Source organism: Serratia sp. CY74737 (genome assembly GCF_052166775.1).
GTDB lineage: Bacteria > Pseudomonadota > Gammaproteobacteria > Enterobacterales > Enterobacteriaceae > Serratia > Serratia ureilytica.
The window spans coordinates 140,727-162,372 of the sequence record NZ_JBJNOF010000016.1 but is presented as its reverse complement, the minus strand read 5'-3'; the positions used below and the strand labels follow the sequence as shown (position 1 = coordinate 162,372).

17 protein-coding genes are annotated in these 21,646 nt (G+C 61.7%); 3 read left to right on the top strand and 14 right to left on the bottom strand.

All coding sequences use genetic code 11. The features are described from left to right. From ACJ8PE_RS21425 to ACJ8PE_RS21395, 7 genes are all read right to left on the bottom strand, one after another. The gene (locus ACJ8PE_RS21425) at positions 1 to 990 is read right to left on the bottom strand and encodes an ABC transporter permease (RefSeq protein ID WP_015379367.1); all 990 of its coding nucleotides are present in this window, start codon (positions 988 to 990) and stop codon (positions 1 to 3) included. Further along, positions 983 to 2,482 (bottom strand): sugar ABC transporter ATP-binding protein, encoded by a 1,500-nt coding sequence (locus ACJ8PE_RS21420; RefSeq protein WP_028128101.1) that lies wholly within the window; start codon positions 2,480 to 2,482, stop codon positions 983 to 985. The genes ACJ8PE_RS21425 and ACJ8PE_RS21420 overlap by 8 nt, the downstream gene beginning before the upstream one ends. A 105-nt stretch (positions 2,483 to 2,587) precedes the next feature. Next, a complete protein-coding gene (locus ACJ8PE_RS21415) occupies positions 2,588 to 3,574 on the bottom strand; it encodes an autoinducer 2 ABC transporter substrate-binding protein (RefSeq protein ID WP_033636379.1) in 987 nt (328 codons plus the stop codon). 329 nt (positions 3,575 to 3,903) lie between these two features. Next, positions 3,904 to 5,247 (bottom strand): NADP-specific glutamate dehydrogenase, encoded by a 1,344-nt coding sequence (gdhA, locus tag ACJ8PE_RS21410; RefSeq protein ID WP_016930438.1) that lies wholly within the window; start codon positions 5,245 to 5,247, stop codon positions 3,904 to 3,906. A gap of 200 nt (positions 5,248 to 5,447) precedes the next feature. Beyond that, a complete protein-coding gene (uspA, locus tag ACJ8PE_RS21405; protein WP_004930988.1) occupies positions 5,448 to 5,885 on the bottom strand; it encodes a universal stress protein UspA in 438 nt (145 codons plus the stop codon). 267 nt (positions 5,886 to 6,152) lie between these two features. Next, positions 6,153 to 7,061 (bottom strand): LysR family transcriptional regulator, encoded by a 909-nt coding sequence (locus ACJ8PE_RS21400; RefSeq protein WP_197793237.1) that lies wholly within the window; start codon positions 7,059 to 7,061, stop codon positions 6,153 to 6,155. 104 nt (positions 7,062 to 7,165) lie between these two features. Beyond that, positions 7,166 to 7,939 (bottom strand): SDR family oxidoreductase, encoded by a 774-nt coding sequence (locus ACJ8PE_RS21395; RefSeq protein WP_033651782.1) that lies wholly within the window; start codon positions 7,937 to 7,939, stop codon positions 7,166 to 7,168. Between the two features lie 434 nt (positions 7,940 to 8,373). Here ACJ8PE_RS21395 and uspB point away from each other — a divergent pair, with 434 nt between their 5' ends. Continuing rightward, positions 8,374 to 8,709 carry a universal stress protein UspB gene (gene uspB / locus ACJ8PE_RS21390; protein WP_004930978.1) on the top strand — a complete coding sequence of 112 codons (336 nt, stop codon included), beginning with the start codon at positions 8,374 to 8,376 and terminating at the stop codon, positions 8,707 to 8,709. Between the two features lie 73 nt (positions 8,710 to 8,782). Here uspB and pitA read toward each other — a convergent pair whose 3' ends face one another. Beyond that, positions 8,783 to 10,285 (bottom strand): inorganic phosphate transporter PitA, encoded by a 1,503-nt coding sequence (gene pitA, locus ACJ8PE_RS21385; RefSeq protein WP_033645348.1) that lies wholly within the window; start codon positions 10,283 to 10,285, stop codon positions 8,783 to 8,785. A 300-nt stretch (positions 10,286 to 10,585) separates the two neighbouring features. On the opposite strand from pitA, the gene ACJ8PE_RS21380 reads away from it, so the two are divergent. Next, entirely contained in the window at positions 10,586 to 11,785 is a 1,200-nt protein-coding gene (locus ACJ8PE_RS21380) for an NAD(P)/FAD-dependent oxidoreductase (protein WP_197793238.1), read from the top strand. Between the two features lie 28 nt (positions 11,786 to 11,813). Here ACJ8PE_RS21380 and add read toward each other — a convergent pair whose 3' ends face one another. Both add and ACJ8PE_RS21370 read right to left on the bottom strand, forming a co-directional pair. Further along, positions 11,814 to 12,806, bottom strand: coding sequence for an adenosine deaminase (gene add / locus ACJ8PE_RS21375; protein ID WP_197760692.1), 993 nt, complete (start codon positions 12,804 to 12,806; stop codon positions 11,814 to 11,816). Between the two features lie 9 nt (positions 12,807 to 12,815). Then, positions 12,816 to 13,757 carry a nucleoside hydrolase gene (locus tag ACJ8PE_RS21370; protein WP_197793239.1) on the bottom strand — a complete coding sequence of 314 codons (942 nt, stop codon included), beginning with the start codon at positions 13,755 to 13,757 and terminating at the stop codon, positions 12,816 to 12,818. Positions 13,758 to 13,915: 158 nt separating this feature from the next. Here ACJ8PE_RS21370 and ACJ8PE_RS21365 point away from each other — a divergent pair, with 158 nt between their 5' ends. Continuing rightward, positions 13,916 to 14,599, top strand: coding sequence for a Crp/Fnr family transcriptional regulator (locus ACJ8PE_RS21365; protein WP_047573382.1), 684 nt, complete (start codon positions 13,916 to 13,918; stop codon positions 14,597 to 14,599). Here ACJ8PE_RS21365 and ACJ8PE_RS21360 read toward each other — a convergent pair. The 4 genes from ACJ8PE_RS21360 to ACJ8PE_RS21345 form a co-directional block, all read right to left on the bottom strand. Beyond that, positions 14,596 to 15,009: a VOC family protein gene (locus tag ACJ8PE_RS21360; protein ID WP_197793240.1), complete on the bottom strand. Its 414-nt coding sequence runs from the start codon at positions 15,007 to 15,009 to the stop codon at positions 14,596 to 14,598. The genes ACJ8PE_RS21365 and ACJ8PE_RS21360 overlap by 4 nt on opposite strands. Before the next feature lie 94 nt (positions 15,010 to 15,103). Next, positions 15,104 to 17,284 (bottom strand): virulence factor SrfC family protein, encoded by a 2,181-nt coding sequence (locus tag ACJ8PE_RS21355; protein ID WP_404769139.1) that lies wholly within the window; start codon positions 17,282 to 17,284, stop codon positions 15,104 to 15,106. After that, a complete protein-coding gene (locus ACJ8PE_RS21350; RefSeq protein WP_404769140.1) occupies positions 17,281 to 20,226 on the bottom strand; it encodes a virulence factor SrfB in 2,946 nt (981 codons plus the stop codon). Before ACJ8PE_RS21350 ends, ACJ8PE_RS21355 begins: the two co-directional genes overlap by 4 nt. Beyond that, positions 20,226 to 21,464 carry an SrfA family protein gene (locus ACJ8PE_RS21345; protein WP_197793243.1) on the bottom strand — a complete coding sequence of 413 codons (1,239 nt, stop codon included), beginning with the start codon at positions 21,462 to 21,464 and terminating at the stop codon, positions 20,226 to 20,228. Before ACJ8PE_RS21345 ends, ACJ8PE_RS21350 begins: the two co-directional genes overlap by 1 nt. Between the last annotated feature and the right edge of the window lie 182 nt (positions 21,465 to 21,646).

Sequence of the window (21,646 nt, the reverse complement as noted above, 5' to 3'; positions counted from 1 at the left end):
TCAGATCTCCTTGAGCAGCTTGCGTTTTTCGTTCCAGGCGGTGGTGCTGATGCTGATCAAAATGATCGCGCCGCTGAACACCTGGTGCCAATAGGCCGAGACGCTGAGCAGCGTCAGCCCGTTTTGCAGGAAGGCCAGCAGCACCACGCCGAGCAGGGTGCCGGTCAACGATCCGCGGCCGCCGCTCATGCTGGTGCCGCCCAGCACCACCGCCGCCAATACCGTCAGCTCGAAGCCGAGCAGCGAGTTGGGCGCCACCGACTGGGTGATCTGCGCCTGCACCACCGCCGCGACGCCGGCCAGAATGCCCATATAGCCGTAGACGCAGAAGTGCAGCCGCAGCAGGTTCAACCCCAGGCGCGACGCCGCGTCGCGGTTGCCGCCCATGGCGTAGATCTGGCGCCCCAGCCGGGTGCGGTTCATCAGCACGCCGGTGACGACGATGGTCGCCAGCAGGCACAGCAGCGGCAGCGTCAGGCCGTAGTCGTAACCGTCGGCGCCCTGGAACGAGAACCAGTTGATGCCGTTCATGAACCAGTCCGGGAAGCCGTACAGCCAGGTGCCGTTGGTGGCGTACACCAGCAGGCCGTAGAACAGGTTAAGGGTGGCGATGGTGATGATGATCGCCGGCACCTTCAGCCAGTACACCAGGAAACCGTTCACCAGCCCGAGCAGCAGGCCGACGCCAATCGCCAGGGCGAACGCCAGCGGGAAGCTGCCGCCGTGCTGGATCACCCAGCTGGCCATCACATACTGCGCGATGGCGGTGACCGCCGGGAACGATATGTCGATGCCGCCGGCGATCAGCACCACGAACAGCCCGCAGGCCAGGATGCCGAGAATGGCGTAGCTGGTGGCGACGTCGGTCAGGTTGCCGAGCGTCAGAAACTCATCGGTGCCGGCGCTCAGGCCGATCGCCAGCAGCAGCACCAGCAGGCCGAGATAAAACTCGTGCCGCCCGGCCAGGCGGGCCAATAATGACTTATCCATTCACCACCTCGGCGATCTGTTGTTCGGTACTCTGGTGCGGCGCGAACTCGGCGATCAGCTCGCCTTTGCGCATCACCATCACCCGATGGCTGTTGTAATAGGCTTCCGGGATCTCGTCGCAGATCATCAGCACCGCCATGCCCAGCTGCGCCAGATCGCGGGCGATCTGATAGATCCCCTCTTTGTTGGCGATGTCCACGCCGACGGTGGGCGAGTCGAGGATCAGGATCTTCGGCTGGGTCGCGACCCATTTGGCGATGGCGATGCGCTGGGCGTTGCCGCCGGACAGGGTTTTCACCGGCAATGCGCTGTCGGACACCTTGATGTTCAAATCGCGGATCAGCCGGTTAACCAGCTCGGTCGCCTTGGCGTGATCCAGCAGCCCGAGCGAGGTATGCAGCCGATCGAAGACGGTGACGATGGTGTTGTCGTAGATCGATTGCTCCATGATCAATCCCTGCGTCAGACGATCCTCCGACACATAGCCGATGCCGTGGCGCACCGCTTCGCGGTTGTTGTGCAGCTGCACCGCCCGGCCCTCGATGCGGATCTCGCCGCTGTCCGGCCGCGTCATGCCGAACAGGCTGAGGCACAGTTCGGTGCGGCCGGCGCCGAGCAGGCCGACGATCGAGACGATCTCGCCGCCGCGCAGCGCCAGATTGACGTTGCGGTATTTTTCGCCGCGGCTGAGGTTGCGCACCTCGAGCAGCGGCGCCTGTTCGGCCGGCGGCAGCGGGGGCAGCGGGCTGTAATGGAAGCGTTGGCCGGTCATCAGGAACGCCAGTTCATGGCTGTCCAGTTCGCTGGCCGGCCAGGTGCCCACCAGCTTGCCGTCGCGCATCACGCTGATGCGATCGGCGACTTCCATCACTTCATCCAATCGGTGGCTGACGAACACCACGCAGATGCCGGCCGCCTTCAGCTCGTTGACCACCCGCAGCAGGCCGTCGACTTCCTGGCGGGTCAGCGAGGCGGTCGGTTCGTCCATGATAACCAACCGCGCTTCGGCGGCGATGGCGCGGCAAATCGCCACCAGCTGCCGATCGGCGATCGACAGTTTTTCCACTTTTTTATCGGGATCGATGTGTACGCCGACCCGCGCCATGGCGTCCAGCGCCGTCTGGCGCATCACACGCTTGCGCACCCAGAAGTGGCCGCCGGGCAGGTAACGGTGGATGGCGATGTTTTCCGCCACCGTCAGGTTAGGGAACAGCGACAGGTCCTGGTAGATCACCTGTATGCCGTAATAACCGGACAGCTGCGGCGTCAGGGCGTGGAAGAGTTTGCCTTCCAGCGAAATATTGGCGCCTTTTTCCGGCTGATAGACGCCGGAGATGATTTTAATGATGGTGCTTTTGCCGCAGCCGTTTTGTCCGGCCAGGCAGTGCACTTCGCCTTTATTCAGCGTCAGGTTGATCTGGTCTAATGCCAGCACGCCTGGGAATCGCTTGCTGATATTCTCCAGGGTGATAAATGCGGGGGAGGCTGTCATAACGTTAACCTGTGCTTGCGTAGCGGCCGAAGCCCTGGGCGCAGCAACGCTGCGCCCCTACGAGGGTTTAACTACTTTCCCGGTGTGGCGAAATTACGCGAAAAATCAGAATCCGAGCGATTGGGCGTTGTCTTTGGTCACTTCCAAAATCTTATTAAACCGAATCACTTTGTGTTCCATATCGACGTCGGCTTTGCCGAGGCCCTCGATCGACAGGTCCTTATTCACTTCTTTGCCCTGCAGCAGCTGGTCGGCCACCGTCACCAGCGCATAACCGGCGTCTTTCGGATCCCACAGCAGCGCTTTCTTGATGTCGCCGCGCATCAGGTAAGGAGCGGCCTGCGCCGGCATGGCGATGCCCACCACCGCGATTTTGTCCTTGGCGCGTTTCTTGGCCACCGCCTGGCCGGCGCCGATTGGGCCGAGCGAACCGAAGCCGATGATGCCCTTCATCTGCGGATAGGTTTTCATCAGATCCAGCGTGGTGGCGTAGGATTTGTCGATGCTTTCCGCCACCGGCAAGCGCGAGGTGACTTCAAACATGTCCGGGTATTTTTCTTTCTGGTATTTGATGGCGGAATCGGCCCAGGCGTTGTGCAGCGGCACAGTCAGCGAGCCGACGTAGATCGCGTAGCCGCCTTTGCCGCCCATGTCTTTCGCCAGCTCATCGACGTTGGCCTGCGCGTATTTCTCGCTGTCGATGGTTTCGATGTCCCACTGGCCGATCTGCTGGTCCGGGGATTCATGGGTCAGCACCACGATGCCTTTGTCGCGCGCTTTTTTCAGCACCGGCTCCAGCACCTTGGCGTCGTTCGGCACCACGATGATGGCGTTGACGTTCTTGGCGATCAGATCCTCAATCACCTTGACCTGCGCGGCCGGGTCCGGCGTAGAAGGGCCGGTCTGGTAAGCGTTGACGTCGAGTTTTTTCGCCGCTTCGTTGACGCCCACTTCCATGCGGTTGAACCACGGAATGCCGGTCACTTTGGCGACCACGGCAATCTCATATTTATCAGCGGCGAACACAGGTGTTGTCGATAACATGCACGCAGAAACCACACATGCATTTAATAATGCGAGGTTAAATTTCATTAGCTGTACCTTTTTTTATCTGTAGGGGTGGCGGTTTTTCCACCGCTGCAGATTACAAAGGAATGGAAGAGGGAGCGTAGCCGAAGTTAATGAAATGTGATCTGCGCACATTTAAGTAAAATACTGGCGTATTTAGTGTTAAATAAATGTTTAATTATTTGGCGGTGGTAAATTTACTACCAATTAAACAGCCATAAATAACTTTTTATTAACTTTTAATTAACGTTTTTGCATCATTTTGATGACTTGGACGCGGAAAAAAATGCCGGCGCAGAGGCCGGCATTGAAGCATTTAATCGATGTGTGAACAAGATCACCTTTGCGCCCGATTACAGCACGCCCTGGGCCAGCATCGCCTCCGCAACCTTAACGAAACCGGCGATATTCGCGCCGTGTACATAGTGGGTTTGCTTGCCCTCGCCGCCGTATTCCACGCAGGCATGATGAATATCCGCCATGATATGTTGTAAACGTACATCCACTTTTTCCGCCCGCCAGCCGATGCGCGCGGCGTTTTGCGCCATCTCCAGCCCCGAGGTGGCCACGCCGCCGGCGTTGGCCGCCTTGCCGGGCGCGAACAGCACCCCGGCGTCGAGGAAGGCGTCGGTGGCCTGGATGGTGGTCGGCATGTTGGCGCCTTCTGCCACCGCTTTCACCCCGTTGCGGATCAACGTCTGCGCCGCCTCGAGATCCAGTTCGTTCTGGGTGGCGCACGGCAGGGCGATATCCACCGGCACGCTCCACGGCTGCTGGCCCGCCAGGTAGGTCAGGCCACGTTCGCGGGCGTAGTCCGCCACCCGGCCGTAGCGCTGGTTTTTGATCTCCGCCAGGTGCGCCAGCTTCTCGGTGGTGAAGCCGTCTTCGTCCACCAGAGTGCCGCCGGAATCCGACACGGTGATCACGCGCGCGTCCAGCTCCAACGCTTTCTCGATGGTGTACTGCGCCACGTTGCCGGAGCCGGACACCGCCACCCGCATGCCCTCAAAGCCCAGGCCGTGGCGCTGCAGCATGGCGTCGGTAAAGTACACCAGGCCGTAGCCGGTCGCCTCGGGGCGGATCAGGCTGCCGCCGAAGGAGAGCCCTTTGCCGGTAAACACGCAGGCGGTGTTGTTGGACAGTTTCTTCATCATGCCAGCCATAAAGCCGACTTCACGGCCGCCGACGCCGATGTCGCCGGCCGGCACGTCGGTGTCCGGGCCCAAGTGGCGATACAGTTCGGTCATCAGCGCCTGGCAGAAACGCATGATCTCGCCCTGGCTTTTGCCCTTCGGATCGAAATCGGAGCCGCCTTTGCCGCCGCCCATCGGCAGGGTGGTCAGCGCATTCTTGAAGGTCTGCTCAAAGCCGAGGAACTTCAGGATCGACAGGTTCACCGACGGGTGGAAGCGCATGCCGCCCTTGTAGGGGCCGATGGCCGAGTTGAACTGGACGCGAAAGGCGCGATTGACCTGCACCTGGCCGCGATCGTCCACCCAGCTGACGCGGAACTGAATGATGCGCTCGGGCTCCACCAGGCGCTCCAGCAGCGCCTGTTCGCGATAGCGCGGGTTGCGCTCGATAAATGGCCACAGCGAGGTGAACACTTCGCGCACGGCCTGCAGATATTCCGGCTGGTGGGGGTTATGGCGTTGTAACGAGGACAGGAAAGACTCTACCGATACGGCATATTCCATGGATAACTCCTTTTAGCATTAAATTTTCCCCCGCTATTTCTTATAGATTTGGGTATAGGTGATGCTCGGGGGAGGATGTTGTGTCTTTAGCGACTATATCATCGGAGGGCGGTTGATTATCAAGCGATTAATCGGCGTGGCGGCATGAAAAACGCCCGCAGGGCGCGGGCGTTGGGCAGTTAAGTTAGCAAGCGCTTACTTTATTCGTCTTCTTCGTCGCGCAGCGGCACGATCAGCATATCGATGTGCACGGTATTGATCAGCTGGCGAGCGGAAGACATCAGTTTGCTCCAGAAATCCTGGTGGTGGCCGCACAGCACCAGGTCCATGTCGTATTTCTTGATGGCGTCCACCAGCACCTGCGCCAGATCGCCGCTGCCGCTCAGGGTCTCGGTGATCGGGTAGCCGGCGTTTTGCGACAGCTCGGTCAGCGCCTGGTGGGTTTCTTCAGAGATGCGCTTTTGCATGTCGCCGAGATTGACGTCGATAAGGCCAGTATAGAGATCGGAATAGTTGACATCGACGTGGATCAGAGAAACTTTGGCGTTATACGGCCGCGCCATAGAGACGGCTTTTTCTACCAGGATCTTGCTTTCCGGGGATAGGTCTACCGCGATCAATATGTGTTTGTAAGCCATAAGAATACTCCTTCCATAAACATGCCGATTAAAAAGGGTTAGCAGGCGTTCCGTGTACCCGCCTGGCGCTTTTGGTTCCATAGTATCATTCGGATAACGCAATGATATGTTGGGGCGATCACACTGCGCCGCATCGAAAATCTCTGCGCACGATACCTTTCGTTGTACACCCGCGCGGCGAAAAAGCCTAAGGGTTATGCGGGTTTTAACGGTCTGACCGCTTGAATTATAAGCGTTATTAAACAAAGTATAGCGCTAAATGTGCAATCAGCGCTCCAGATGCGGTTGCAGCAGGCTTTCAAACCACTCATGAAACACCGCCAAACGGCGGGAACGCTGGCGGCGATGGGGGTAGATCAGGGCGATCGGCATGGAGGCGGCGCGGTAACCGGGCAGGACTTCCACCAGTTCACCGGCGTCGAGTAGGTGTTGCACGTCGTAGCGCGGGATTTGCATCAATCCCAGCCCGGCGCGGCAGCAGGCGATATAGCTTTCGGCGTTGTTGACCACCACCCGGCTGGGCAAGTCGAGCCGCTGGGTGTGGCCGTCGCCGGTCAGGTATTCCCAGGGGGATTCGCGGCCGGTTTTGGGTGAGGCGTAGCCGATGCTCCAGTGCCCCTCGGCGAGATCGGCGGGATGAAGAGGATGGCCGAATTCGCTCAGGTAGGCGGGGCTGGCGCAGTTGATCAGCGCGATATGGCCGAGTGGGCGCATCACCAGGCTGCTGTCGTGCAGATCGCCGACGCGCACCGCGCAGTCGACCCCTTCCTGCACCAGATCGATGGCGCGATCGGCGGAGCTGAGCACCAGCTGCAGATGAGGGTGGCGCCGCAGCAGGCTGGGCAGCGCCGGCGCGATCAGCCGACGGGCGATGCGGCTCGGCACATCGACGCTGAGCCGCCCGGAGGCCTGCCGTTGGCTGGCCTGAAACGACTGATCGATATCTTCCACCTCGGCCAGCAGCGGGCGCAGCCGTTCGAGCAGCTGTTCGCCGTCGGCGGTCAGCCGCACTTGCCGTGTGGTGCGGTGCAGCAGGCGCACGCCCAACTGCGTTTCCAGTTGCTGAACGGCGGCGGACACCGAGGCGCGCGGCACCTCCAGCGCATGGGCCGCCCGGATAAAGCTGCCCATCTCCGCCACCTGCACGAATACGCGGTATTGATTGAATCTGTCCATCTCGTTGACCTGCTGTTCCTTGGCGCCGTTTCTGATAGAGAGTGTAGCCGCATGGCGCGGTTGCGCGCGAGCAGGTGCGGGGGCGATAGGTGCCCCCGCCGGGTTTATTTGGTGGTGTAGCCGCCGTTGATCAGGATGGTTTGGCCGGTTACCCACCAGCCGTCGCTGACCAGATGACGGATGAACGGCACCACGTCTTCGATATCGGTCAGGCCGGTTTGGCTGAATGGCGACAGCGCCGCCGCCGTCTTGTGGTAGGCCACGGCGTCCGCGCCTTCCGCCGGGTAGAAGAACGGGGTATCCATCGGGCCGGGGCCGACCGCCGTCACGGAGATGCCGCGCTCGCCGAACTCCTTGGCGGCGGCGCGGGTGAAATGCTCCACCGGCGCTTTGGTGCCGGCGTAAGCGGCGTAGAACGGCGTGAAGGCGCCGAGTAGCGAGGTGACCAGCGTGCAGATTTTGCCGTTGTCGTTAAGGTGCTTACCCGCTTCTTTCAGGAAGAAGAACGCGGTTTTGGCGTTGACCGCGGTCATCTCGTCGTACTCGGCTTCGCTGATGTCGATCAGCGGCTTTTTCAGCACCTTGCCGACGGTATTGATGGCGATATCCGGCTTGCCGACGGCGGCGACAGCATCGGCGAACAGCTTCTCGACCGCGCCTGCGGTGGTCAGATCGGCCTGCAGCGCGACGCCTTGCGCCCCGGCGGCCTGAATGGCGGCGACGGTTTTCTCCGCCTCGGTTTTGGAGGCGGCGCTGTTGTAGTGGATCACCACCGCTTTGGCGCCTTGCTCAGCCAAATCGCGCGCGATCAGCCCGCCGAGGTTCTTGGCGCCGCCGGCGATCAGGACGGTTTTTCCCTTGATTGAATGGTTTGCCATAACAGTTTCCTTGGATAAGCGTAACGGAAACCTGAGTCTAGCCAGCGTGGGGGGAAAGATCAGCGGCGTGGCGCGGGATAGACTATCCATAAAAACAGCCTAATCGAAAACGGGCGGTTATCACTTATAACGCCTCGGCAGGTGACTTTTCGGCACAGGGCGGTAAATTTTATCCACTGCTCAGGCCAGTTTGCGTTTCATTAACCTACAATGATGGATATGGGCCTCATCATTTCTCCTCTGAGTAGAACCATGCCGTGCAAATCTCATCGTGCGGTGCGGCAACGTCTTCGGAGGCGGTGGGTTATGGGCGTGGCCCGTGCAGGCAAAAAAAGGGGATGAGAGCGGTAAGCTCCAGCAGAGTATCGGGTAATGAGGTAGGGCGGTTGGACCCGGCGGATGGCCGCGGATAACAACGCCTTGAGGGGGCAATCATGATCAGTACCGTCGCGCTGTTTTGGGCCTTGTGTGTGGTGTGTGTGGTTAACATGGTGCGGTATTACTCTTCTCTGCGCGCGCTGCTGGTGGTATTGCGCGGCTGTGACCCGCTGCTGTACCAATATGTCGACGGCGGCGGCTTCTTTACCGCCCACGGCCAACCCAGCAAGCAGCTGAGGCTGGTACGTTATATTTTCGCGCAGCGCTATGTCGAGCACCACGATCCGGAGTTTATTCGCCGCTGCGAGCGGGTGCGCGGGCAGTTTATGCTGACTTCGGCCCTGTGCGGCCTGGTGGTCATCTGCCTGATAGCGATGATGATTTGGTATTAATGCCTTTCTGTTTCCCTTGATGCAGGCAAAAAAAAGGCGGCCATGCGGCCGCCTTCCTCATGATGCTTGTCGCTTAGATCAGCTTCAACGCGACCCAATACAGCGCACCGGAGAGCAGAATCGAGATTGGCAGGGTGAGCACCCAGGCCAACAGGATGTTCTTCACGGTTTTGCTCTGCACGCCGCCGCCGTCCACGATCATCGTCCCGGCAACCGCCGAAGAGAGAACGTGGGTGGTGGAGACCGGCATGCCGGTATAACTCGCCACGCCGATCGACAGCGCCGCGGTCATCTGGGCCGATACGCCCTGGGCGTAGGTCATGCCTTTCTTGCCGATCTTCTCGCCGATGGTGGTGGCTACGCGTTTCCAGCCCACCATGGTGCCGAGCGACAGCGCCAGCGCGACGGCGACGATGATCCACATCGGCGCGTACTCGACGGTCTGCAGCAGATCCTGACGCAGGTTCTTCAGGAAGCGCTGGTCGGCGGATGAGGTTTCCGGCAGCTTGGCGACTTTATCCGCCGTGTCGGTCACGCACATCAGCAGGCGGCGCAAATGGCTGCGCTGCTCAACCGTCAACTGATCGTAGCTTTGCAGGTTGGTCAGCATGCCCTGAGCCAGCTCGATCGCCGGCATGGCGCGCGAACTGTCGCAGTGGAACTCGGCCGGTTTGCCAGGCGTGGCTTCGTCATCCGGGCTTGGCACCAGCGGCGTCAACGACACCGCATGCGACAGCGCGTCGCCGTGCTGCTGGTAATATTGCTGCAGGTGGGTCACGGCGTCACGCGTACGGGTGATGTCATAACCGGTTGCATTCATATTGACCACGAAGCCGGCCGGGGCAACGCCGATCAGCACCAGCATGATAAGGCCGATGCCTTTCTGACCGTCGTTGGCGCCGTGCGAGAAGCTGACGCCAATCGCCGACAGGATCAGCGCGATACGGGTCCAGAACGGCGGCTTGCGTTTGCCGTCGACCTTTTCACGTTCCGCTGGGGTCATGTGGATACGCTGGCGTTTCTTGGTGCCACTCCAATAGCGGCGCAAGGCGAACACCATCACTCCCGCCACCATCATGCCGACCAGCGGCGAGAACAGCAGAGAAAGGAAAATGCCAATCATTTTCGGGACGTTAAGCGCATCCACGACCGAAGTGTGGGTCATCAGGGCGTTGGTTAAACCGACACCGATGATTGCGCCTATCAGCGTATGGGAACTGGACGCCGGCAGACCAAAATACCAGGTGCCGAGGTTCCAGATGATTGCCGCCAACAGCATGGAGAAGACCATGGCTAATCCGTGTGCTGAACTGACGTTCAACAACAGATCGGTAGGCAACAAGTGGACGATGGCGTAAGCAACACTCAAACCGCCGAGCATTACGCCAAGAAAGTTGAACAAACCTGCCATCACGACCGCAAGTTGCGAGCGCATGGCGCGGGTATAAATAACTGTAGCGACCGCATTGGCCGTATCATGAAAACCGTTGATGGCTTCATAAAACAACACGAACAACAATGCGAGAATTAACATCAGGCCGGTATGGAAATCCAGGCCAGCGAACAAATGCAGCATAAGCGTTACGCCAGTTTGTGGACATGAACGCCGCGCATTATCAGTGACAACCGGTGCCGGGGAAAAGGAAAATATGACGTTTTTTTGATTTGGACATGACGAAATGGTGGCGTGTCTATAACAAAAATATGGAATATCAACGCGTTAATCTGCTCTGACCTCTGTAATATTTTCTTACTATGGCGTTGGCGGCGCGGGGGCTTTACAATCTGCCGCCGTGAATTTGGCGGTGACCGGCGGCGAAACGGCGTAATATGGCGCTCTTTTGTCGCGATTGTGGTTTTGATAAGTGAGGCTCAGGTGGAACAGTTTGATGTCGTAGTGATTGGGGCGGGCGCCGCCGGCATGTTTTGCGCCGCGCAGGCGGGGCAACTCGGTTGCCGCGTGTTGCTGCTCGACAACGGCAAAAAACCGGGCCGCAAGATCCTGATGTCCGGCGGCGGGCGCTGCAACTTCACCAACATGTACGCCGAACCGGCGGCCTATCTGTCGAACAACCCGCATTTTTGCAAGTCGGCGCTGGCGCGCTACACCCAGTGGGACTTCATCGATCTGATCAACCGTTACGGCATCGCCTACCATGAAAAAACGCTGGGGCAGCTGTTCTGCGACGATTCGGCGCAGCAGGTGGTGGATCTGCTGGTCAAAGAGTGCGAGCTGGGCCAGGTGACGATGCGCCTGCGCAGCGAAGTGCTGGGCGTGGAGAAAACTGAGAACGGCTACGCGCTGGCGCTGAATGGCGAAAAAGTAAGTGCTCGCTCACTTGTGGTGGCCAGCGGCGGATTATCCATGCCGGGGCTGGGCGCCTCGCCGTTCGGTTACAAGCTGGCGGAGCAGTTCGGCCTCAGGGTGCTGCCGACGCGCGCCGGGCTGGTGCCGTTTACCCTGCATAAGCCGCTGCTGGAGCATGTGCAAACGCTGTCCGGCGTGTCGGTGCCGGCGGTGATCACCGCCGAGAACGGCGTCAGCTTCCGTGAAAGCATCCTGTTCACCCATCGCGGCCTGTCCGGCCCGGCGGTATTGCAGCTGTCCAGCTACTGGCAACCGGGTGAGTATGTGAGCATTAACTTACTTCCTGAGATGGATCTGGCGGGCTTCCTTGATGAACAGCGCCTGCAGCACCCTAACCAAAGCCTGAAAAACACCCTGGCGCTGCACTTGCCGAAGCGGCTGGTAGAATGCTTGCAGACCCTGGGACAACTGCCGGAGGCGACGCTGAAGCAGCTGAATGCGCCGCAGCAGGCGGCGCTGGTGGATCTGTTGCAGAACTGGCGCGTGCAGCCGAACGGCACCGAGGGTTATCGCACGGCGGAGGTGACGCTCGGCGGCGTCGACACCAACGAACTTTCTTCCAAGACGATGGAAGCCCACAAGGCGCCGGGGCTCTATTTTATCGGCGAAGTGGTGGACGTGACCGGGTGGTTGGGCGGCTACAACTTCCAGTGGGCCTGGAGCTCGGCCTGGGCCTGCGCCCAGGCGCTGGCGGCGCAGGGGCGTTAAAACCCGCTCAGCCTTGAAACGTACCGGGTCACATTGGCCCGGCCTTGAGCTGATTCATTAATTTAATTTTAGTATCGTCGTCGAGAAAACTCGCTTCCAACGCCTGTCGGTTGCTGCGGTTAAAATCTTCATCCTGCCAGCCGAAGGCGTTATGCAACAGCCGGTACTCCTTGTTCAGCGTGGTATCGGCGACGGTGCGCGCATCGGTATTCACGTTCAGCCGCACTCCCATCCTTTTCAGCCGGTCTATCGGGTGACTGTCGATGCTGTCGAACAGATTGCAGACGAGATTGCAGCTGGGGCAGATCTCGAGCAGGACGCCGGTGGCTACCAAGCGCTCGATAAGCGCAGCATCCTCGATGCTCCTGACGCCGTGGCCGATGCGCGACACCTGCAGCCTATCCAGCGTTTCCCGTACGCTGTCGGCGCCCTTCGCCTCGCCGGCGTGGGCGATGACGTTGCCGCCGGCTTCGCGCACCGCCCGAAAGGCCGCTATGTGATTGGCCAGCGGGTAACGCGCTTCGTCGGCGGCCAAATCCAGCGCCACCACGCCGCTTCCCTGATAATCGATAACCAGCTTCGCCGTTTGCAGGCTGGCGGCCGCGTCGAAATGCCGCAGCGTGCATAGGATAAGCCCGGCGGCGATGCCGTAAGCCCGCGAGGCGTTATGCATGGCCGCCAGCACCGTCTCGACCACCGCTTTGCCGGTTAACCCCAGCCGGGTATGCAGCAGCGGCGCGAAGCGCAGCTCGGCATAGATGACATTATCCGCCGCCAACTGCGCGAATAAGTCCTCGACGGCCAGCGCTATCGCCTGGCTTGTCTGCAATAGATCTATTTGCGGCGCTATCTTGCTTAGAAAGTCCCCCAGATCGGCGCATCGTTTCGGCGCGACAAATTGCCGATTAAATGCCGTTCTGGTTATTTGCGGGTCGACCTTTTTTAAATAGTGGTAGCTTAAACAGGTATCCAAATGGACGTGTAATTCCACTTTCTTCAATTTTCTTGGATCGAATTTCATGCGGGTCACTTATTTCATTAACGGCTGAGATAACAACGAGAACAGTTTTTCTTTAAACAGGCCGGGCTTAATGCGGGTAATCACGCGCGCATTGGCCGGTTCGCCGGTAAGCTGAGTGGAATCGATGACGTAATGGCCGTAAGACCTCTCACTTTTATATTCTACCCATGAATACGCCTCCAGACTGGTCTCGACGATATCCGGATAGAGCGCCACCGCCATGGTGGTCGGATCGGGCAAATCAAACCCTTTGCGTTCGTTGCGCCGTGCGTTGAACGCCATCAGCGTGCGATTGCAGCGCACGGCAAAGCGTCCCAGTTCGCCGAGGTTATTCAATCGTTCTATATCGCGTTCGTCGATAAATGCTTCCCCCATGCCGATCTCCCAGCCGACGAGAGTGAGCGGCAGCCCGGCAGTGAGCACCAGATGCGCAGCTTCGGCGTCGGCGTAAAAATTAAATTCGGCCAGCGGGGTGATATTGCCGGGCGTCAGTCCGGAACCGCCCATGACATACACGCGCTTCACTTTTTCGGCCAGCGCGGGCGCTTTCAGCACCGCCATCGCGAGATTGGTCAGCGGCCCCAGGGTGACGATTTCCAGCTCGCCCTTGAGCCGTGCGGCGCAGTCGATGATGGCGTCCACGGCATGAACGGGTTCTACGGCCAAGCGTGGGGTCGGCAAGGCCATGTCGCCCATGCCGTCTTCACCGTGAATATGGTGCGAGTGATAGCGCGTGCGAAACAGTGGTTTCGCCATGCCGGCGTAAACCGGAGGGGCATAGGTTCCCGCTTTTTCCACGCAAATGAGCGCATTTTTGACGCAGTGTTCTAGCGGGCAGTTTCCGGCGACCGCGGTGATCGCTTCCACTTTCACGCCAGGTTCGCGCAACGCCATCAGCAGCGCAACGGCATCGTCGGAAGCGGTATCGGTGTCTATCAGAATGTGTCGCATGGCAATCTCCTCGTAGGGGGTACGGAGAAAATACCCAGGCGGCCCAAGGCAAAAAAGGTCAGATGTCCTTTTTCGTTCTGAAGCGCGTCGGCTATGCTGAACGCAGTCGAAAGCGAGGAGGCAAGACGTTTAAGGATGAGCCTTGGGAGTGAATCGCCTTGAAAACGGTCGGTGACAGCAAGCTAAAAGAAGCGTTCATTGAGGTTCACGATCTGCAAACGGCGCTTTCGCCCACGCTGCTCGCCGCACTGCGCCTGGTGAGCGTCGAAGCCGGCGAATACCTGGTGACGCAAAGCGATCGTTTGACCCACCTGTTTTTTCTCGTGCAGGGAAAATTGCAGGTTGAGAATTTTGATGTGAATGGCGCGCACATTGTCTTTTCCTTCGAAACGGATTTCTCGGTAATTGGCGATCTGGAGCTGTTCTCCCAGGCGCAGCGCACGCTGTTCAGCACCGTGCAGGCGGTGACCGACGCGCTGCTCCTCGCGGCACCGATAGAGGTCATCAACAATCACGCCCTGAGCGACCCGGCGTTTCTCACCTTTATCTGCCGGCAATTGAGCAATAAGCTGCTGAATTCCTCCTTGCTGCATGCGAACGGCGTTTTGACGGCGGAATATAAACTGCGAAAATTTTTATTATTCAAGATAAAGAGCGAAGGGGAGTTGATTGAGCTGGAAAACCGGGAGGCGCTGGCGGCGAGATTGGGCATCTCCGTCAGACAGCTAAGCCGCGCGTTGGCGCAGCTCGCGGCGGAAGGCATCATTCAGTTTAAAAACAAATCACTGCGGGTGACGGATCGCCAACGGCTGTCTGCTATCGAAGGTAACCAAAGCGGTTAATCGAGCGCCGGCCCTTTCAATTCCACGCGATTGCCGTCCGGATCGCTGAAATAGATGGACGGCCCGTCGCCTTCCGCGCCGTAGCGCGATTCGGCGGGATCAGCGTCGATCCCCTGCGATCGCAGATAGGTCAACAGCTCATCTTCATTGAAAGGATCGATGCGCAGGCAGAGGTGATCGACATTTTGCCGGTGAGGATCGGGCGCGTCGCCGCCTTTTTTTCCAAGCTGACCGTTAACGTCGACCAGATCAATCATGGCCGCTCCGGCGCGCAGGTGCACCAGCCCCAAATCCGGCCGCTGTTTGGCGATATCACAGCCGACGATCTGGGTATAAAAATGCAGGCTTTTCTGCATATCGCGCACGCGCAGAACCACATGGTCGATAGTCTTCAGGCTGAAAGGGGGCATGATTTTCTCCCAGAATCGCGGCGTTACTCATCAGCATAATCGGCAATGCCCGATTTATCCTGTTTTCTCCCCCTATTGCTGCCAGAGCCGCCGCTTATCGCAGAGTCGCCACGATCTCCTCCAGCTCAGCACGCTGTGCCTCACCAAGTGCGCTGTCCATCGCGGCATTCTCCGCCAGCAGGGTTTGCAGGCCGATCAGCCAATCATAAATATAAAACGCGGTACTTTTGGTCGGCGTCGGCGCCAGCCGGGTGAGCCGCTGCTGGCCGCTCCAGTCCACCGCCGGCTGCGGCGGCGGGGTAAAGATCGGTTGGCCGGGATTGACGCGGCTCTCGGGGCGCGTGGCCGCGTCGCGCCGCTGGAAGCCGAGCCAGGCGACGAAGTCGCCCAGTAGCGCCAGCGCCTGGCTGATCTGCCGATCTTCACCCTGTTCCGGCAAGCTCCCGGCGCACAGCGCGCGCTCCAGTTCGTCGTCGAGCCGCAGGCGGCAGGCGGCGCCGATCAGCGCATCGATCAGCAGTTCGAGGTGCGGCCTGTCGACGCCGAGCAGATCCAGCAATCGGCGGCTGTCAGGCAGCGCGCGCAGATGGTTGACCCAGTCGGCGAAGATCCGCGCGGCGAAAGGCGATGCGGGCTGTTCGCCGGACGCCGCAGGGTCTTGCGCACCGAACAGATCGATATCCAGCCCAAACGGCGAAGGCGGCGTCGTCTGGGACGGCGTCGTATGCTGCTGTTGCTGATAAAGCTGGCGCAGCGTATCGCGCTGCGGCAGCAACCGTTCCAGCAGTTCGCCGTGGCGGCCGGCCTGCGCCTGCAACGCGCGCAGCAGCTGCTGGGCGCGTTGCTGCGCCGCGTGTGGATCGGCGACGGAGAGCCAGTTGCCGAGCAGGCTTTCCGTCAGTTCTCGCTGCAACTCTTCGCGCTGTTCGAGCAGGCGCGCTTGCTTCTGGGCCGGGCGCGCCTGGGCGGTCAGGTAGCTCACCATGCGGCGGCAGTCCTGTTCATCCAGCGCCAGCAGCGTGGCCCAGCTGTCGCCGGGCTCGCCGACCTGACGCTGGACGGCATCGTCGGGCCGCGCTTTGCCTTCCTGACGCAGGTCGAACGGTGTGATCGCCCAGATTAAACCGGGCTTGCGGCGCTGGCGCAGCGCCGGGGTTTCCCCCTGGGTGTGGTTGACCCAATCGGCGAGCGCCTGGCCGACGCGCGCGGCGTCCTGCGGCGTGGCGGCAGCATCGGTCACCAGCAGCAGGCTGGCGTGCAGGCCGTCGGCGCAACGGGCCAGTAAATGGGCGCGCTTCGCCTGCTGCAGACGCTGCGCCGGCTCCGCCTGCGGACAGATGCGGCTGCCGGGCAGGTCGATCAGCGCCACGTCGGCGGGCAGGCCTGCCTGCGTCGTCTGCGGCAGTAGGGTGGTCACTTCTGCGGTCAGCCAGGCCAGATCGCTCAGTGCGATCTCCCGTTCATTGCCGTTTTCGGTCATGACGGCGATCGTGGCGTTTTCCGGTGCGGCGCTTGCGGTCAGCAGCGCCAACGCGCGGCGCGGGGCATTAACCCGTCTGCTGCCGTCGAGCGCCTGCAACGCGTGCGCCAGCTGGCGGTAACGCGCCGTCAGCGTCGCTTCCTCTCCCCACAGCGGCGCAAACAGGCGCGCGCGGTCATCGATGCTCAACAGCGGCGCCAGCGTCACCGCCTGCGGCCAGAAGTGCCTGTCGAGCGTGGATTGCTCTTTGTCGCCGTGGCGGCGCAGGCTGTCCCACAGCGCCAGTACGGCATTGCCGTCGAGGCCATCGATGGCGACCGCCTGTCGGTGGCGCGTCAGCGCTTGCAGGTGCTCGGCGATGGCGCGGGCGTCCCAGTCCGGGCGGAAGCCGCTCATCGCGGCGGCGTCAATCGTCATGGCCAACCACTGCGCTTCATCGAGCAAGGCGAGGACGATCGGATAATCGGCGGGCCCCGCCTCGGCCGCCGTGCAGTAGCGCACTGCGAGCGAAAGGTCCGCGTCGAAGCGTTTTGCGCCGGGCGCCAGCGCCGCCAACAGATGGGCTTTGGCGGCGGCGTTGTGGCCATATAAACCGATGGCGACCTGCGCAGGCCGTGTGTTTTCCAACAGTGCGGCGCGGTTATGGCAACGCCGCAAACGCTGTATCAGCCGATCGGCTTCCCGCTCCAGGCGGGCGGAGTGACGGCGTGCGGCGTCCACCCAGTCGATCGCCTGCAGAATGCCGGCGCTGAGCGCGTTATTCGGAGCCGCTGGGGCGAGGGTTTGCGTGTTCATCGTGGGTAAATGCTCCCGCTGTCTATCCAGTAGTGGGTCGCACCGGAGGCGCTGGCAGCCAGGGTATTGAGTTTCAGTTGCAGGTGGTGCGCCGGGACGGGGCTGCCGTCGGCCAGCAGCGCCTGGGCGATCTTGACGCTCTCGGCGCCCTGCTCGGCGCTGGCGGTGATGGCCAGCCGCAGGCCGATCACCGCGTCGCCGGCCAGCTTGCGCGCCAGCTGGGCGTCATTGATGGTCAGCGTATAGAGCGGCGAGGCCGGCCAGCGTTCGTTGTCCAGCTGGCGGAAGCCCAGACGCAGTGGGCCGCGCAGCTGGAAGCTGCCGGCGGGATCGAGCGCGAAATCGGCGCGATCCAGATCGATGTCGCGGTAATAGACGTTATCGTCCGCCAGCATGTTGTTGCCGTCCAGCATGCCCAGATAGCGAATAGTGGAGTAGGGCTGGAAATCGCCGACGTTGAAGTAAAAGCTCTCCAGCCGCAGATCGATCGCCAGCAGGCACAGCATGGCGCCCACGGCAGCGGTGGATTTCGGGTTATCGATGCGGCCGCGTTTGTTGAACGGGTACCAGCTGCGAGTGTGGTAGCCCTCGAGCGGCAGAATGCGGCTGGCGGGCAGCGGCTGCAGGTGGCGCAGCAGCGCCTGCACGCCGGGGAAGCGTGCCGGGCGGCCGGTCAGCAGCAACACGTCGCAGGTGTACAGCGCCACCACTTCGGCCAGCAGACGCAGGCAGCGGCCGATGCCGATGCGATCGGACAAGAAAGCGGCGTGCAGGTCGGCCAAACGGATCACCAGCGGGGTATGCAGGATATCGAAGGCATCGCTGTCGGCTTCGCGCTGCACTTCGCCGTTGATAAACGCCAGCACCTGCGGCGTCGGCCGCTGCGGCAGCAGATCGCCGAGGCCGGCGGCGATTTCCGCGCGGCTGTCCAGCGGATCGTACTGCTCATAGGCGGCGAGCAGCGCGCGTCCGGCGGGCATGAAGATCTGCAGCGCGGCCTGTTGACGCAGGGTGGAAAGCCCGTCCATGCGCCCTTCGTTGCCGAACAGTTTGTCCATCAGCGCCGCAGCGGCGCTCACGCCGGCGGCCTCGAACGCCTGTTGCACGGCGGGCAGGACAAACTGCTGGATGATGTCCAGCAAGATATCGTCGCCGGCGACCTTAAAGCCCTCGCGGAACAGCAGGCGCGGGTTGATTTTGATGTTGTTGCCTACGCCGTCATCGAGCGAGTAGTGCGTGATCGCCAGATCGGTGGTGCCGCCGCCGATGTCGATGGAGGCGATGCGCAGCGTCTTGCCGGGCTGTTCACCCGGCGCCAGCGGCCGATCGGGCCGAGCCATGGCGGCGAAGAAGGCGTCGGTGCGGCCGGCGAAGTTCACCTGGGTTTCGTTGTACAGATAGACCATCTGGCCGCAGGTGGCTTCGTCCCACTCGATCTGCACCTGCGGCGCCGGGAAGCGAGTGCGCGCGCCGTCGAACGGCGCATCCTGCGGGTGCCAGCCGAGGGCTTTCCACACCAGCCCGATCGCTTCCTGCATGCGGCGGCGGAAGATCTCGCGCTCCGGCTTCGGCATCGCCGACGGCAGCGTCAGGATGATGGCGCGTAAACGGCGCGGGGCGGCGGCGTTCGGCATGCGGCTGCGCTGGGCGATGCTGTTGATCTGCATCAGCGCCTGCGCCAACAGCTCGCTCAGCATCAGGCTCATCACCGCGCTGCGGCTGTAATGGGCGGCGAACACCGGCAGCCGTTCGGCCGTCGGCAGGGCGGACAGCGGCACGCCCTCGTCGTTGATCAAGGTGGTCAACGGCGCGGCGGCGGCCATCGGCTCGTGCCGCTCGTTGAAGCGCCAGCCGGGCGCATAGCGCTCTTCGTCCCACAGATAGCGGCGCGGGCTGGAGATGCCGGTGGTGCCTTCATGCCCTTCGCGTCGCTGCGCCAATTGCGCGGCTTCACGGCCGACGCGGGTGATGGACGGCCATTGGAAGGCGTCGTCGCGTCCGCTCTGGAAGGACAGATGCGGCTTGCCGAACGCGGCCCGAGAAAACTCCACCCGGCTCTCGAACAGTTCGTTGTAGACGTGATGCGGTTCGGACAGCGAACGCAGCTGCAGCTCATAGGTTTGCTTCAGGCCGTTGCTCTCTTCCGGATGGTCTTCGACCACCACGCCGCAGGTGTGAGAATTGCCGACGTCCAGCACCAGATCGACGTCGATCGCCGGCTGTTGCAGCGTCGCCGCCGCCATTTTTATCTGCGGCACCGTCAGCTGATGGCCGAGCATGTGCAACAGGTTGAGGTAGTGCGCCTGATACTCGAAGGTTTTCAGCCCGGCGTTGATCTCCGCCTCGGCGCGCTGTTCCCGCTCGGCGGCGCGCTGGCTGAACGCCTCGCGCAGCCAGCCATCCACCCAGGTCAGATCGAGGAACTCGCCCAGCTCGTGGTTACGGTGCGCCAGCGCGAAGCTCAGATCGGCGCCGAGATCGCTCTCGCCCGGCGCCAGCGCTTCCTGGCCGGGCGCGGCGGCGCGGGTATCGAAGGCCAGCACCACCCGCAGCAGGTTGCCGTCCTGATCCGGTTCATCCAACTGCACCACCTGCAGGCGAGCCCAGTTATCCGGGCCCGACAAAAACAGGCCCGCCGGGGTGTGGCGCAAGAAGGGCAGCGGCAGCCAGAGCTTATCCAGCAGGCGCAGCGACTGCTGCAGCGGGTAGCTGAACTCCGGCCGCACCACTTCGGCGGCTTGCCCGCCCTCGGCCGGCAACTGATATTTGCCGCTCTCGGCCTCCCATTGCAGGCGCAGCAGCGGGCCGCTGGCGGTCTTGCGCACGAATTTGCCGGGAAACTCGGCGTCCAGCCGCGGGGTCAGGGCAAAGTCCATAAACTGAATGCCGCTGTCCTGAATCAGCGTAATGCCGTGTTTGTAGTCCGTAAGGGGTGCCAGCATCATTTACTCTCGCGCTTGAACGTCATGGGATAGGTGGTGTCCGCATCGTAGCGGCCGGTGCATTCCGCGGCCCCGGTCTCGCCCTGGCGGCAGACGATTTCCGGGATCTGGTAGCGGCTGCCGTCGCTGCAGCGCGCTTTGGTGCGGCTGTTGATCACCAGATTGCCGGACTGCATCAGCCCGGCCTCGACCGCCACCCGGCAGGTGACGCCGTCGCCGTAGGCGATGACGGCGCTGCCTTTGCCCGCGTTCAGGCGGTATTGCAGGCTGGGGCGCTTGCCGGTGATCGGATCTTTCAGCGCCACCGTGGCGCGCCATTTGCCGTTAAGGAAACGGGTGGAGCCGGCCTTCACCGCCTCGGGCGGCAGCACCAGCGCATTTTTGTCCGCCGGCTGCGGGATGACCGGCGCCGGGGGCGGCGGCATCAGCGTGGCGTGCGCCAGCGGCAAGCGCAGCTTAGGCAACGGCGCGGCGGTTTTTTCCGCCGCTGCCGGATGGCGCACCTCAGCCGGCATCGCCGGTTGCGGCGGCGGTGAGCGGTGCAGCCAGGCGGCCAACGCCGCGCTGCCTAGCAGCAGTACCGGCAACAACCACAGCGCGTGGCGTCGACGCGGGCGGACAACGGCGGGGGATTCGGCGGGCGCCGTCGGGGCGGGCACCGGTTCAGGCTCGGCGGCCGGGGCCGGTTTTACCGGTTCGACAACGGCCGGTTTGCGCGGCGCGGCGGCGATCGGCGCCGGTTTTTCCACTTCCGATTCGAGTGGGCGCAGGCAGGCTAACGGATCGTCCGGGCTCTGCGCCTGCGGTTTGATAAAGCCCCAAAAGGTCAGCACCGGCCGATCGTCCACCAGGTAGACGTGGTTGGGGTCGGGAATGTGCATCGCTTTGGCCAGCAGCGCGCCGAACAGGCGGTGGCTGGGGTGATCGGTCGCCCGGGTCTGTTCGGTCAGGCTGCGGAAGGTCGCCAGACAGTGTTCCAGGTGGCGCACCGCCTGCGCGCGCTGGGCATCGCTTGCCGCCAGCCAGGAGGTCACCTTGCCCGGAAAGGGCGCATACCAGTCGATGCGCGTGCCGCTTTCGTTCGGCTGGGGGATCGCCAGACAGTCGGCGGCCTGCTGCTGTCGGCGAAGACGCAGGGTTTCCCGCAGCTGCTGCGCGCAGGCGTAGATCGGTTGCCCGTTTTCGCCTAAAGCCAGCACATCATCCAAACTGCCACTGCGTAAGAAGGGTTTCACCACGGCGCCGCACCTTGTCCTGTTCTGCAAAAACGCATAAAAGTCCATGGTACCCCGCCGGCGATGCCGCCAAACGGCCAAGGACAGCCCGAAAAACGCCCTTCTTTGGCGTTAGCGGCGCACTTTGGCAACCGGCACAGTGAAAATCTCGCTATCTGGACCTGTCTGTGAACCGCTTTATCTGA

Bases quoted from the DNA above. Each gene is read 5' to 3' on its own strand.
- add (WP_197760692.1), bottom strand. From the start codon at position 12,806: ATGAAATTCGATCCAAGAAAATTGAAGAAAGTGGAATTACACGTCCAT.
- ACJ8PE_RS21350 (WP_404769140.1), bottom strand. From the start codon at position 20,226: ATGCTGGCACCCCTTACGGACTACAAACACGGCATTACGCTGATTCAG.
- ACJ8PE_RS21400 (WP_197793237.1), bottom strand. From the start codon at position 7,061: ATGGACAGATTCAATCAATACCGCGTATTCGTGCAGGTGGCGGAGATG.
- ACJ8PE_RS21415 (WP_033636379.1), bottom strand. From the start codon at position 3,574: ATGAAATTTAACCTCGCATTATTAAATGCATGTGTGGTTTCTGCGTGC.
- gdhA (WP_016930438.1), bottom strand. From the start codon at position 5,247: ATGGAATATGCCGTATCGGTAGAGTCTTTCCTGTCCTCGTTACAACGC.
- ACJ8PE_RS21360 (WP_197793240.1), bottom strand. From the start codon at position 15,009: ATGCCCCCTTTCAGCCTGAAGACTATCGACCATGTGGTTCTGCGCGTG.
- ACJ8PE_RS21355 (WP_404769139.1), bottom strand. From the start codon at position 17,284: ATGAACACGCAAACCCTCGCCCCAGCGGCTCCGAATAACGCGCTCAGC.
- uspA (WP_004930988.1), bottom strand. From the start codon at position 5,885: ATGGCTTACAAACACATATTGATCGCGGTAGACCTATCCCCGGAAAGC.
- pitA (WP_033645348.1), bottom strand. From the start codon at position 10,285: ATGCTGCATTTGTTCGCTGGCCTGGATTTCCATACCGGCCTGATGTTA.
- ACJ8PE_RS21395 (WP_033651782.1), bottom strand. From the start codon at position 7,939: ATGGCAAACCATTCAATCAAGGGAAAAACCGTCCTGATCGCCGGCGGC.
- ACJ8PE_RS21370 (WP_197793239.1), bottom strand. From the start codon at position 13,757: ATGCGACACATTCTGATAGACACCGATACCGCTTCCGACGATGCCGTT.
- ACJ8PE_RS21420 (WP_028128101.1), bottom strand. From the start codon at position 2,482: ATGACAGCCTCCCCCGCATTTATCACCCTGGAGAATATCAGCAAGCGA.
- ACJ8PE_RS21425 (WP_015379367.1), bottom strand. From the start codon at position 990: ATGGATAAGTCATTATTGGCCCGCCTGGCCGGGCGGCACGAGTTTTAT.
- uspB (WP_004930978.1), top strand. From the start codon at position 8,374: ATGATCAGTACCGTCGCGCTGTTTTGGGCCTTGTGTGTGGTGTGTGTG.